This window comes from Bradyrhizobium sp., assembly GCF_035484855.1.
In the GTDB taxonomy this organism is placed as follows: Bacteria; Pseudomonadota; Alphaproteobacteria; order Rhizobiales; family Xanthobacteraceae; genus Bradyrhizobium.
Genome location: NZ_DATHOP010000224.1, coordinates 20202 through 33403 on the forward strand (window position 1 = coordinate 20202; position 13202 = coordinate 33403).

Annotated in this window: 12 protein-coding genes; 1 reads left to right on the plus strand and 11 read right to left on the minus strand. The window is 64.1% G+C overall.

What is annotated here, in order from left to right:
- Nucleotides 1–14 precede the first annotated feature (14 nt).
- Genes VK804_RS25905 through VK804_RS25935 form a run of 7 tightly spaced genes read right to left on the minus strand, consistent with a single transcriptional unit; the run spans nucleotide 15 to nucleotide 6929 of the window.
- The gene (locus VK804_RS25905) at nucleotides 15–1082 is read right to left on the minus strand and encodes a DUF917 family protein (protein WP_325375525.1); all 1068 of its coding nucleotides are present in this window, start codon (nucleotides 1080–1082) and stop codon (nucleotides 15–17) included.
- Nucleotides 1083–1127: 45 nt separating this feature from the next.
- Nucleotides 1128–1841, minus strand: a complete 714-nt coding sequence (locus tag VK804_RS25910) for an ABC transporter ATP-binding protein (RefSeq protein ID WP_325375526.1) — start codon at nucleotides 1839–1841, stop codon at nucleotides 1128–1130.
- Nucleotides 1828–2595 carry an ABC transporter ATP-binding protein gene (locus tag VK804_RS25915; RefSeq protein ID WP_325375528.1) on the minus strand — a complete coding sequence of 256 codons (768 nt, stop codon included), beginning with the start codon at nucleotides 2593–2595 and terminating at the stop codon, nucleotides 1828–1830. The genes VK804_RS25910 and VK804_RS25915 overlap by 14 nt, the downstream gene beginning before the upstream one ends.
- Nucleotides 2592–3440: a branched-chain amino acid ABC transporter permease gene (locus VK804_RS25920; protein ID WP_325375529.1), complete on the minus strand. Its 849-nt coding sequence runs from the start codon at nucleotides 3438–3440 to the stop codon at nucleotides 2592–2594. Before VK804_RS25920 ends, VK804_RS25915 begins: the two co-directional genes overlap by 4 nt.
- Nucleotides 3437–4306, minus strand: a complete 870-nt coding sequence (locus VK804_RS25925; RefSeq protein WP_325375530.1) for a branched-chain amino acid ABC transporter permease — start codon at nucleotides 4304–4306, stop codon at nucleotides 3437–3439. The genes VK804_RS25920 and VK804_RS25925 overlap by 4 nt, the downstream gene beginning before the upstream one ends.
- A 60-nt stretch (nucleotides 4307–4366) precedes the next feature.
- A complete protein-coding gene (locus tag VK804_RS25930; protein ID WP_325375532.1) occupies nucleotides 4367–5551 on the minus strand; it encodes an ABC transporter substrate-binding protein in 1185 nt (394 codons plus the stop codon).
- A gap of 37 nt (nucleotides 5552–5588) precedes the next feature.
- Nucleotides 5589–6929 (minus strand): UbiD family decarboxylase, encoded by a 1341-nt coding sequence (locus VK804_RS25935; protein WP_325375533.1) that lies wholly within the window; start codon nucleotides 6927–6929, stop codon nucleotides 5589–5591.
- A 255-nt stretch (nucleotides 6930–7184) separates the two neighbouring features.
- Between VK804_RS25935 and VK804_RS25940 the strand changes: the two genes are divergently transcribed.
- Nucleotides 7185–9035 (plus strand): LysR family transcriptional regulator, encoded by a 1851-nt coding sequence (locus tag VK804_RS25940; protein ID WP_325375535.1) that lies wholly within the window; start codon nucleotides 7185–7187, stop codon nucleotides 9033–9035.
- Nucleotides 9036–9056: 21 nt separating this feature from the next.
- Here the strand turns inward: VK804_RS25940 and VK804_RS25945 are convergent, their stop codons facing one another.
- The 4 genes from VK804_RS25945 to VK804_RS25960 all read right to left on the minus strand — a co-directional run bounded on the left by VK804_RS25945 (nucleotide 9057) and on the right by VK804_RS25960 (nucleotide 13201).
- Nucleotides 9057–10337: a Zn-dependent hydrolase gene (locus VK804_RS25945; protein WP_325375537.1), complete on the minus strand. Its 1281-nt coding sequence runs from the start codon at nucleotides 10335–10337 to the stop codon at nucleotides 9057–9059.
- A 24-nt stretch (nucleotides 10338–10361) separates the two neighbouring features.
- Nucleotides 10362–11714 (minus strand): dihydroorotase family protein, encoded by a 1353-nt coding sequence (locus tag VK804_RS25950; RefSeq protein WP_325375539.1) that lies wholly within the window; start codon nucleotides 11712–11714, stop codon nucleotides 10362–10364.
- A 190-nt stretch (nucleotides 11715–11904) separates the two neighbouring features.
- Nucleotides 11905–12714 carry a GntR family transcriptional regulator gene (locus tag VK804_RS25955; protein ID WP_325375541.1) on the minus strand — a complete coding sequence of 270 codons (810 nt, stop codon included), beginning with the start codon at nucleotides 12712–12714 and terminating at the stop codon, nucleotides 11905–11907.
- Complete coding sequence (locus VK804_RS25960; protein ID WP_325375542.1) at nucleotides 12698–13201, minus strand: MaoC family dehydratase; 504 nt, start codon at nucleotides 13199–13201, stop codon at nucleotides 12698–12700. The genes VK804_RS25955 and VK804_RS25960 overlap by 17 nt, the downstream gene beginning before the upstream one ends.
- Nucleotide 13202: the final 1 nt, after the last annotated feature.

A 13202-nucleotide genomic window follows, 5' to 3' on the forward strand; every position in this document is an offset into this window, starting at 1 on the left:
TGCCTTGCCTTTTCTCAGAGATAGGACTGCATATCGACGCCCATGGCCTTTTCGACCTCGGGGAAGACTGCGGGATCGAGCGCGCCCTTGCCGACCGGGAATTTCGACCGATGGGCGATGACGACGGCGACACGGCTGCCCGGCCTGGATTCCGAAATCGACACCACCTCTCCGCTCTCCGGATCGAGCGTGCCGATCATGTCCGGGAAGGTGGCCACGCGCTTGCCTGCAAAATCGACCGTCATGAACTCGTTATAGACGCCGAGCACGGCTTCGCCGTTCTTGCCCCGCACCTTCATCTGGCCGAGATCGAACCCACCGCCATAGGCCACGCTGTTTTCGGTGACCTCGCCGTCGACCAATAGCTCGCCGCCAAGGAATTCGACCGTCGCACGGACGCGATCCGCGCCCTTGGCCGCGAGCATGGCGCGGCCGAGATCGAGCTGGAACGTGATGGCGCCCGCGGCGCCGTTCTCCCTGATAAAGCCCGCCGTCAGCGGACCGCGCGCGGCGTAGATCAGTCCGCCGTTGATCACCGCCGCCTGCCGCATCATGTTCGAGGTGCGGACAATGTCGCCTTCCACCGCGAGCGCGAACTCGGAGTTTTCCGCCTTGCTGCCGCTGCTGGCGACCTGGGTGATGGAAAGATCGAGCCGGGACGCCAACCCCATGCCGCCCATTTTCACGGTGGGATGCCCGCGGCCGTTCGAGGCGGCATCGATATAGTCGAGCCCGAGTGCTGCGGCGACCAGCCAGGCATTGAACCCCGGCACGTGGCCGCAGATAACGCCGACCGGCGGCCTGTCCAGGTTTTCGATCAGCCGCCGCGCCGCGTTGATGGCATCGCGCGGCTTGATCGCCCAATTGGCAAATCCCGGCGCCCCCACCGCGGTAGCCGTAATGACGGTGGCGTCCGCATCCAGTTCGTCAAGCCCGACCAGGCGAACGCCGCCATAGTCCAGCGCCATGCGCCCCAGCCCGCGATTCTTGTCGACCGCATTTCTGCCGCTGCCACCCGCCGACAGCAATAGCCCTCCGACCAGCCCGGCCTCGACATCGTCCGCCGTCAGCATTCGCGCCATTATCTCTTCTCCTCCAGCCGCCACGGCGGCAATTCCGACAGACCCCTAGATCGGCTCATTGGTGCCGAGGAAGGTTGCAAACATCGAGCCCGTGGCCTTGGCCTCCGCCGCCGTGCCCTGGTACACCTGCACGCCCGACGACAGCACGCAGACCTGGTCTGCGACATCGAGCGCGCGCGCGGTGTTTTGCTCGACCAGCACGATCGTTAGCCCCTCGCGCCTCAACTGAAGAAGCGCATCGAGGCATAGATCGACCATCTTCGGCATCAGGCCGAGCGACAATTCATCGACCAGCAACAGGCGCGGTTCGGCCATCAGCGCCCGGCCGATCGCCAGCATCTGCTGTTCACCACCGGACAGCGATCCCGCCAATTGTGTGCGGCGCTCATGCAATCGCGGGAAATATCCAAACACGCGCTCGCGCTTGGCGGCGTCGCGGCCGATCGGCCGCGCGTAGCCACCGGCGGTCAGGTTCTCATCCACGGTGAGATCGGAAAACAGCTGTCGCCCTTCCGGCACCAGCGCAATCCCGAGACCGGCGCGGTCGATGGCGCGACGGCGCGTGATGTCTTCGCCTTCGAGAAGGATGCGGCCGCCGTGAATATCGACATGCCCCATGATCGCCATGATGGTCGAGGTCTTGCCCGCCCCATTGGGGCCAAGCAAGGCGAACACGGACCCGGCGGGAACGTCGAAGGTTACATTGTGTACGGCCTCGACCGAGCCGTAACCGCAGCTGAGATCTTCAAGCTTCAGCATGGCTCACCATCCCGCCGCCGACATAGGCATCATGCACGACCGGGTCGGCCATGACTTCGCGTGGCTCACCGTCGCCGATCACCTGCCCGTTGTTCAACACGATCAGGCGGCGGCAAATCCGCATCACCTCTTCCAGATTGTGCTCGACCAGCACCACGGTGATGCCGCGGGCGTGGACCTCGGCAATGGTCTCGACCTGCTTGGCGGCCTCGGCATGGTTGAGGCCGGCCAGGGGCTCGTCCAGCAGGATCACCTTAGGGTCGACCGCAAGCGCGCGAGCGACTTCGAGCCGCTTCATCTGGCCGAGCGGCAACGAGCCTGCTAGCTTTTTTTCGGCACCCCCAAGGCCGACCAGCGCGAGAATCTCGGCGGCGCGCGCGTTCTCATGCCTGCGGTCGACATGCAGCAAGGCGCGGAACGGGCTCGAGGTCCGCCGGTAGCCCGCGCCGAGCACCACGTTGTCGAGCACGGTCATCTGCCGAAACGGTCGAACGATCTGATGCGTCAATGCAAGGCCCGCCCGCACCCGTGCCGCAGTCCCCTCTTCCGTCACATCGAGACCGGAAAGCCGGACGCGGCCTCGGTCTGGATGGAGCAATCCCGCAACAATCCGGATCAACGTCGTTTTGCCGGCGCCGTTCGGCCCGATCAGCCCGACGAAATCGCCCTGCTCCACGGCAAAGGATACGCCGTCGACCGCCAGCACGCCGCCGAAGCGGATCGCCACGTCGTCGAGTTGGAGCGCCGCGCTCATGACCGCCTCACGCGCAGGACAAGATTCTGCATCACGGCGGCGAGTCCTCCCGGCGCAAGGCGGATGACGAGCACCAGCATTCCGCCAAACACCAGCAGGCGATAATCGTTCACGAAACGGATGGCCTCCGGCAGCAAGGTCAGGCCGACGGCGGCCACAACGACGCCCCAGGTCGAGCCGATGCCGCCGATCACCACCATCGCCATCAGCATCACCGACAAGATGAAGTCGAAAGCATCCGCGGTGATGAACTGCGTGAAGAAGGCGTAGAGGCCGCCGGCAAGGCCGGCAAGCGCCGTGCCGATGCCGAAAGCGGCAAGCTTGTAGGCGCCGACATTGATGCCGAGCGTGGCCGCCGTCCCCTCGTCCTCGCCGACGGCGCGGAAGGCAAACCCCATCCAGGACCGGCTGATGTAGATGCTGAGCGCAATGGTCAGGGCGGCAAACAGCAGAATCATCGTCAGGTTGCCCGACGCCCCGAGGCCGGTTCCGGGAATACCGCTGATGCCCATCTCGCCGCCGAGCCAGGCCTGCTTTCGGACGAAACCGACAAACAGGAAATTCACGCCGATGGTGGTGACCGCGAGAAAATCCGTGCGCACGCGCAGCGAGGCGAAACCGACGATGATTCCCAGCAGGCTACCGGTGACCAACGCGGCGACGATCGCCAGCGGAACGCTTCCGGTGCCGACCATGGCCAACGCAGCCGCATAGGCGCCCGCCCCGAAAAAGGCGCCGTGGCCGAGACTGATCTGGCCGCAGAATCCGCTGATCATGTTCAGGCTGACCGCCAGAATGACGTTGATGCCGATGATCGAGACGATCGAGATTTCATAAGCGCTCATGCGGTGCGCGCCCCGGTGAATCCCTGTGGCCGGATCATCAGGAGCACAATGAGCGCCAGGAAGGCGATGGCGTCGCGGTCGAGCCAGGCGCCGATGAAGATCGTGCCGTAGGCTTCGACCAGGCCCAGCACCAGGCTTGCGATCAAGGTGCCGCGGACGCTGCCAAGCCCACCCAGCACGATGATGGCGAGGGCCTTGTAGCTGACGACGAAGCCGATTCCCGGATCGACCAGGTTGTTCAGGAGTGCGACCAGCCCGCCCGCGAGCGCCGCGAGCGCCGAGCCGATCGCGAAATTGAGATAGCGGACCTTGATCGGGTCGATCCCGAAACTCGCGGCGATTTGCGGCCGCGACACCGTCGCGCGCCAGCCGATCCCGATCCGCGTCCGCGTGGTGAACAGATGCAGCCCGGCGAACACCATGATGGCCGCGATCACGATTGCGATCTGCACCGCGTTGACGGTGACGCCCCAGAAATTGAACGTCGTGAAGGCGAAGGTATTGCGGTGAAAGGTGATCCCCTGCTCGCCGAACAGGATTCGGAAGGCGTCTTGCATCAGCACCAGCAGCCCGACCGAGGCGATCATCGGCACATCGGGTCGGTATTTCAAGAGCGGCTCGTACAGCAAACGATAGATCGCCATGCCGAACAGCGGGGTCACCAGGATGGCCGCGATAAAACCGAGGCCGACGCTGCCGGTGGCATTGGCGACGATGACCGTGATATAGGCGCCCAGCGCGAACACTGCGGCATGGGCCACGTGCAGAATGCGCAGCAAACCATACACAAGGGTCAGGCCGACCGACATCATGGCATACATGCAGCCGAAGCTGATGCCGGTTACGGCCAGATCAATGTAGTACACCAGATCATCCTTTGCCGCCGGGAGCGGAAGCCGTTACTGCCATCGGCACCCGCATCCCCGCTATTTCTCGGGAGGCGCGAACGCGGTGAGATCGTTGATCACGCCTGCCGGCGTGAACTTGCCATCCTTGATCACGTTGACGCTGATCGGCATCAGGATCTCGTGCAGGCTGTTAAAGCCATTGAGATTGCCTTCGAGCATCGGGAAGTCCTTGGTGGCCGCAAGCGCGTCCCGTACCTTGGCCGGATCGGCGCTGTTGGCGCGCTTGATGCCATCGGCCATGAGTTTTACCGCCGAATAGGTGACGGCTGCGACGCCTTCCGGCGAATAGCCGGCGCGGGTCTTGAATTCGGCAAAGAACTTTTGCAGGGTTTCGTCCTTCCGGTCGCGGTCGAAGCTGTCCATGATGTAGGTGCCTTCGGCGGCCGGCCCGGCGATTTCGACAAACTTCTCGGAATCGAACGCCTGGGAACCGATGATCGGCACGGTAATGCCGGCGGCGCGAAGCTGCGCGACCAGCGGACCACCGGTGAAGAAATAGCCTGTGGCGTAGACCGCGTCGGGATTGTCGCGCTTCACGCTGGCGACGATCGAACCGAACTGGCGGTCCTTGAGCGAATAAGAGTATTTGTTGAGAACCTCGATGCCGTATTTGGGGGCGGCTTCGAGGAAGCCGTCCATCGTCGCCTGCCCGTAGTCATTGTCCATCGTGATCGTGGACACCTTTTTGATTCCGAGCGTCTTGCCGATGTAAAGCGCAGTTGCCGCGCCCTGCGGCGGTCCGAGATGGACCAAGCGGAACATGTAGTCGCCGGCCTTGGTAATATCGGGATGCACGCCGTAGGCCGAGATCATGACGACACCGGCTTTCTGGAACACCGGTGCCGCCGCGCGGCCCGACGCCGAATAGCTGCCGTTGACCACCAGCTTGACGCCGTCTTCGCCGATCAGCTTGTTGGCTGTGAAGATCGCCTGGTCGGACTTGGCCTGGTCGTCATAGCTGACCAGTTCGATCTTCTGGCCGAGCACGCCGCCGGCGGCGTTGATATCCTCAACCGCCATCGTTGCCGCGATCTGCGCGGACTTGCCGTCGGTCGCCGAGGGGCCGGTCAGCGGCGCCTGGAAACCGATTTTGATCTGGGCGTTCGCCGGGTTCAGCGTGGTGAGACCGAGCATCAGGACGGCTGCGAAACCCAGCGACAGCGTCCCGTTCATCGCCTTCGCCCGTGGGGTCTGCTTCAACATGGCCTTCTCCATTGAAAGGGGCAGTGTCTCGTCGTCTCTATAGAAGCCGGTTTTCGCGCAATATTTCCTGCGCACGCGCCAGCGCCGGTTGCGGCGGGTGCGCCAGATCCCAGTCCGGCCGGTCTGCCGGCTTGCGCGTGGCATCGATGCCGAGCTTGCCGATGGTGCCGTCCCGCTCCAGCGGCTCCGAACGATCGGCGCGAACCCCTGGCACAATGACCAAATCACGCTCCGGTTTGCTGCGCGTGGCCTGCGCCCATTCGACGGCGATACTATCCCAGGGATCGATATCGTCATCGACGATGGTGACCTGCTTGATCAGATTGACCGCTGCCCAGACGGCGAACATCGCCTTGCGCGCCTCACCCGGGCGCGGCGCGCGCAGCGCGACCACGGCATGCAACCGGCCGGCGCCGCCGACACCGACAGCCACTCGGTGTACCGAGGGCACCGCCGGGCGGATCGCGCGCAACAGACCCGCCGCGATCGCGACACCGCCGAGCAGGCAATGCTCGGGATGATAGCCCGGCAGGATCACCTGGAAGATGGCATCGTGGCGCCGGGTCAGCCGGGAAAACGTCGCGACGATACCGGCGCCGTAATTTTCATACATGCCGTGGAACTCGCTGACCGGCCCCTCCATGAAAGGTTCGCCGGCATCGAGTGTGCCCTCAAGCACGCATTCGCAATGCGCCGGCACCAATAGACCCGATGCGCAGGGGACGACCTCGAGCGGCTCGCCCAGCAGCGCCCCGGCGATCGGAAGCTCGTCGTCGCCGAGGCCGAGATAAAGACACGCCGCCACCAGGACCGCCGGATGATTTCCGACGCAGACCGCGATATCAAGTTTTTCCCCGCGCGCGTGAGCCGCCCGCGCCAATACCGCAAGATGGTGGTTGGGCGCGATGCCGACGAAGGCCCGGTTCCCACCAAGCGGCATCAGGCGCGCGATCGACAGGTTGGTGTGACCGCTGAGCCGGTCGCACGCGACGATCGCGCCAGCCGTGATATAGGGACCGCCCTCCTTTTCGAAAAAGCGCGGTATCGGCAACTCGTCGGCCAGCGATGGGTCCGGAATGATCGCTTCCTGACAGGGCGCCGACGACACCAGGCGATGCGGCAAAGGCCGGTCGATCGCGGCAAGCAGGCAAGCCTGCATCTCTTCGACCGCGACGCCCAATCCGCTTGCAAACCGCGGCAGCGAATTGAGCAGATTGCCCACGATCGGCATCGGCGCCGGGCCGGAAGCGCCCGCGACATTGGCAAAATGCAATGCGGCGCCGCCGTCGATCTGCGCGAGACAGCCGGCTACTTCGTAATCCAGCCCGACCGACTGCGAGATCGAGACGAGTTCGCCCGCCTCTCGCAGGACAGCCATGAAGGCGCGCATCGACTGGGAGTGCGTCGCTTGCCGATTGATGGCGTCCTTCGCGTGCACGTCAGCCTGACCTCGCAAACACGTCCGGGCGTCGGACGACCCCAGCCGAAAACGAAAGATAGCCTTTGGATCATATCGGCCATTGCGGCACGGTCCATGTCCGCCTGGAGCGAAGCGGGATATAGGTAAAAGCGAAGACGTGATGACGCCGGTCAAGGCAGCGACTATGCTGGCGCGACGCTTTTTTAGGATCCGATGGTCGAACTTCGTACCCTGGGCTATTTCGTGACGGCATGCCGGTCGGTCAGCTTTGCCCATGCTGCCGTCGATCTCGGCATCGCGGTATCGACGCTCAGCACGGCCATGAAGGCGCTCGAACGCGACCTGGGCCTGTCGTTGTTCCGGCGCATCAACAACAGCCTTTACCCGACCGAGGCGGCGCGCGTGCTGATGCGTGGCGCCGATCCCCTGCTGATGGCCGAATTCTTCGCGCGCCGGTGGGTCGCGGCCCCGGCCAAAGCCAGACTGAAACGGCTGACCGTCGAGATCGGCCTCAGCTTCACCATCGGCGGAATCAGCGGGGCGCTTCGGCGGGCCGTCGAGCAAATGGCGGCCGAGCGGCCGGACGTCCTTGTCGATCCCGTTTGGCGCGATGAAAAGGATCTGCCGCATATCGGCGGCCTGGCAGAGGATTGGGCTGGTGGCGAATCCAGCCGCATGACCGTCGCGCTGGGCTCCAGTGGTGCGCAAGCATCGAGAGGGGCCGCGACGCTGCTGTCGGACAGATGGGTATTCGCGTGCCGGTTGCCGGCCGGCACCCGCAACTATCCCGCGGCGGCCGATCTGGCGGCGGGCCGCCTGGTGGTACCGCTGCTGGCGCCGCTTCTGATCGCGCAGGCCGAACGCTATCTCGGTCAGCACGGCATGACCGGCGTGCGGTTTCTCAATGATCATCCCGGCGACCTGCCGAGGACGATGGAAGATTACGCTGATGCCGCGTTGTTCGTGCCGGAGAGCCTGGTCTCGCCGCGGCTCGGACTGCTCAACGTCGCGGTGGTCGCGCCCGACAGGCCACTGACGACGAAATTCATCGCTCGCGCGGCCAGGCCGGACGCCGTGACGAAACTGTTCATTCGGCTCCTGAAACACGCGCTGGCAGAGAAGACCCTGATACCGCTCGAACCGCCCCTGATCAGCCTGCGGCAAATTCACTACTTCAGCCTGGTGCAGCGGCTTCGGCGCGTATCCGCCGCGGCGCGTGGCGCCAATATCAGCCAACCCGCGCTCAGCGAACAAATCCACAAGCTGGAAGCATCCCTGGGAGGCGCGCTGTTCGAGCGGCATGGCGACGGCATGATCCCGACCGGCAAGGGCGAGCGGTTCGACGACGTCGCAAAACTGATTGAATCGGGCTTTCGGCGGCTTTCCACCGGCGACGCCGGCGCGGTGCCCCCGCAGAGCCGAAAGATCGCGATCGGCATTCTGCCTTCGGTCAACCAGCACGGTTTCCTCGTCAACCGGATCACCGAGGCCATGCTCGATGTCCAGGCGCGCTTTCCCACGCTGAAACTCGTGATCCAGGAAGCGCCGAACGCGACGCTGCAGGACTGGGTGATACGCGGCCTGGTCGGAGTTGCGATCGTCGAAACCGTTCTGCCGCGAATGCCGCGGCTGCCGCTGGGTTCGTCGGAACGATTGGCGGCCATCGTCGATAGCCGCCACAAAATGCTGCCCCCGGGGCCGGTGACGCTTGCCGATCTGGCGCGCCTGAAGCTGGCGCTGCCGACCAACCGCTTCGGATTACGGCAGTTGCTCGACGCCGCGGCCGAACAGCATCATATCAGGCTGCGGCCTGATATAGAGATCGATGCGCTGCCGATGGCGGTCGCAATCCTGCGCCGCTTGCCGGTCTGTACCGTGCTTCCGGCCTCGGCGGTGGAACGTGAGATCGCCGGCGGCGATCTTTCCGCCCATCCCATTATTGAACCGATGATTTCACGGCGCCTGTTCGTGATCTATTCCGGCGAGCGTACTTTAAGTGAATCCGAACGCGGCCTGGTCAATTCACTGCGCCGCAGACTGTCCGAGCCGCGCGATGCCGGATGATCGCCGCTTTCGAAAATTCCCTCACGACGCTCCCTGGCTCCGGATTTGCGGCAACGACCGATCGAGCGTCTTCACCGCCTGGTAGATGACCGCCGCTCCGGCCGCGATCGCTTCGCGGTCCGCCCATTCCTTGGGGGTGTGGCTCTTGCCCTTGAGACAGGGCACGAACACCATGGCGGACGGACAAATGCGGCTCATGAACGCCGCATCGTGACCGGCGCCGCTTGGCAGATCCATTTGTCCAAGACCGAGATCGCGCGCGCCCAGTCGCAACGCGTCGCGCAGACCAGCGTCGCAGGCCACCGGAGGACCATCCGACAATGTCCTGAACGACGCGCGCGCCACTCGCGCGGCATGAGCATGCGCCGTGCTTTCGCGATCGATGGCGTCGGCGAAACGCGCCGTCAGCACGGGATCGGTGGTCCTGATGTCGACAATCAGCCGGCAACGTCCGGGCACGATGTTCGATGCCGAAGGATCGACCGCCAGAATGCCGACGGTGGCGACGAAATAATCCGGACCTTCGGCGGCCAGCCGTTCGGCGATCCGGCGTATCGATTTGACCGTGTCGGCCGCGGCAACGAGGGCGTCACGCCGCAGGCTCATCGGCGTGGTGCCCGCATGGTCCGCCTCGCCCTCGAACACGATCTCGATCCGGCGGATACCGACGATGGAGGTGACGATCCCGACATCGAGCGATCGGGATTCCAGCACAATGCCCTGCTCGATGTGCAGCTCGAGAAAGGCCCGCACATCGTCGCGCTTGGCCCGATCAAGTTCGTCGGGGGTGCCGCCAACACGGCGCAGAGCGTCGCGCAATGTTTCGCCACCCGACTCGGTGAGCGCGAGCATGCTTTCATCGAGCGCGCCGGTCATGCCGCGGCTCCCGACACATGAAAGGCCGTACTCGCTGGGCTCTTCGGCAAGAAAGTCGACGATCTCGATGGTATGGGCAAGCCGCATGCCGGCGTCACGCAGTGCGCGAACGATCTCGAGCCCCGCCGCGACACCGGCGATGCCGTCGAAGCGCCCGCCCGATGGCACGGTATCGCTGTGCGATCCGATGGCGATGACGCCGAGCGCGGGGTCGGTGCCCTCGATCCGGCCGATCAGATTGCCGGCCGCATCGATCCGGGTCATCAGTCCCGCTTCAGCAAAACGCCGCGCCAGCCAGGCGCGGCCTTCCAGAAACAACGCGGTGAACGAGCGCCTTGTATACGGCCTGGCCGGATCGGTGATGTCGGCAAGCGCCATCACGTCAGCCCAGAGGCGATCGGCGTCGAGCGGAAGGTTGGTCTTCATTCGATGCTTGATTCGATGGCTGACCTAGTGGGCGCGGCGCGGACTGACGAAACGGCCCTGTCCCGGTTCGGACAGCACCCGGCCGTCGGCTGCGACGCAATCGCCCCGTAGGTAGGTCTCGACCGCGCGGAATGGCAATTCGATGCCGTCATACGGACTCCAGGAGACAAAATTGTTTCCACTGGCGGCCGCGCTGTAGCGATAGGGATCGCGGCGCATCAGCACAATGTCCGCATCGCGGCCGACCTCCAGCGCGCCCTTGGCGTGGGTAATCCGGAACAAGCCGGCGGGGTTATGAGCCAGCAGGCGCGCGGCATGCGTCAAAGAGAGCTTGCGTTGGTCGAGACCTTTCAGGAGCAGGCCGTACAGGGCTTCAAGACCCGGGATTCCCGATGCGTTCTTGAGCATGTTCGGGTCGGTCTTGCGATCCTCCGACCAGCTTACATGGTCGGTCGACACGATCGTGACATTGCCCGCCGCCAGATGATGCCATAACGCTTCCACCTCGCGGCGCGGCCGCAGCGGCGGGTTGATCTTGGCCTTGCCGCCCAGACGCCGGACATCGTTCTCTTCATCGAGCGTGAGATAGTGAACGCAGGCCTCGATGGTGGCCCCATGCCCCTGCGCCCGGTAGGCGGCAGCCAATTCATATCCCCGGCCGATCGAGCAGTGGACGATGTGTACGGGACAACCGGCCCCCGCGCCCAGTTCGAACACTTCCGCCGTTGCCAGCGCCTCGGTGATCGGCGGCCGCGAAAGGCCGTGCGCGGTATAGTCGGTAATGCCGCTCGCCTCGACATCCGCGATGTAGGCGCGGACCATTTCGTCGTTCTCATTATGGATACCGGCGATCAAGCCTCGTTTTCCGACCGAGCAAAAGCTGGCGTAGAGCGTGTGCGGCGGAATCCGCGGAAACCTTTTCGGATGCGTGCCAAAGGTCGAGAATTTGAAGGCAGCGGCGCCGGCATCGACCAATTCATCGACTCGCGTTGCCCCTTCATCGGGATCGATCGTCGCATAAAGCGCAAAATCGACGCGCGCCTGCGCGCCGGCTTCCCTGACCTTGGTGCGGAAACGCTCGGCCGTCGCGATCAGGCTGTTATCGTCATAAGGCATGTCGACAATGGTCGTAACGCCGCCCGCCGCGGCGCTGCGCGTCGACCACACGAAATCCTCCTGGCCAAGCTGGCTGCGGCTGTGCACCTGGGCATCGATCGCGCCGGGCAGGACGAAAAACCCCGGACCGCCGTATCTTTCGCCATCCGGCAAGTTGCCCGATCCAACGGACTGCACCTTGCCATCGCCGACCAGCACATAACCGTTGTCGATGATCCGGTCGGGAAGCACGACCGTTCCCGCAAAGACCTTGTCAGCCATCGCCGCCTCTTGGTTGTTCGGCAAATTCCGCAGATTGGACCGGCGATCAATCGAGATCGCCGCTGCGCCGCCATACCCAACGTAGACGAAGCCGCGGTCGGCCACTAACTCGGTTTGGCCGAAGCCGCCGATAGGAAAAACCAAATTCGCTCGTCGACCCCTCGCAGCAAAACCCTGGGAATGCGCGGCATCATCCCTTCACCCGCCGCATCGTCATTGCATGACGGAAGCGGGCGGCCGGATGGGTGTTGATGGCGACCTGCGCGATCTTGCCGGTCGCCAATTTATAGGTGCGCTGCACCTCGAGCGCCGAGGCGCCGGCCTTGACCTTGAGGCCACGCGCCAGCTCCGGCGAAACAAGCGCAGCGGCGATTTCCTGATGCACCTCGACGATGCTCTGGCCGAACAGATCCTCGATCAGATGAAAGATCGGTCCGGTATGGCGCTGCAACAGCCGGCCCACCGCAGCAAATTCCCGGTTGATGTAGACCTCGGTCCAGCAGACCGGAAGCTCGCTGCCTTCGGTATGCCGAAAGCCGCGCACCGAAAGCCACTCTTCGCCGCTGGCGACGCCGATTCGCGACGCCAGCTTGTCGTCGGCAACCACCATTTCAATGATGTCGATCGCAAAGCGCACGCCGGTGGCGAAGGCCACGAGATCGTTGATCGACATCACTTCGTGAACGAAGGAGTCGGAGGGGCGCGGAGCCACCACGACCGTCCCCGCGCCCTGCCGCGAGGCGACCAGATTGTCCTCGCGCAGCCGCCGCAGCGCTTCCCGCACGGTGTAGCGGCTGACGGAGAACCGCGCGCACAGTTCCTCTTCGGTTGGAAGCTGCGACCCCACGGGGTGAACTCCGCTGACGATCTCCTCCTTCAACGCATGCACCAGCTGGAGATAGAGCGGATCGCCTGTGTTGACGCCGGTCCGCGCGCGCGAAATCGGCCCGCCTTTCGGCGGGCTTGCGCGGCGCGCCTTGGTGTCAATCTTCGATGCCATGGCCTCTCTTGGCGATCAACGCGGTACGTTCGAAACTCATGAACTGCGTGCCGTCGGCCTTCTTGCCAATGGTACGCACGGTGACGAGGCCTTGTCCGGGACGTGAAGCGGATTCACGTTTCGCCAGCACCTCGGATTCGGCGTAGATGGTGTCTCCGACGAACACCGGCGCGGTCAGCTTAATGTCGTTCCAGCCGAGATTGCCGATCGCTTTCTGGCTGATGTCGCTGACGCTCATGCCGACCACCATCGACAGCGTCAGGCAGCTATTGACGATCGGGCGCTTGAACTCCGACTTCGCCGCATAAGCCTTGTCGAAGTGCAGCGGATGGGTGTTCATGGTCAGCAGCGTGAACCAGGTGTTGTCGCTCTCGGTAATGGTGCGGCCCGGGCGGTGTTCGTAGACGTCGCCGATGACGAAGTCGTCATAATACCGGCCGAAGCTTTCGCGGTAGCGCTGTGGACCGATTTGTTCGTGGCTTTGCATC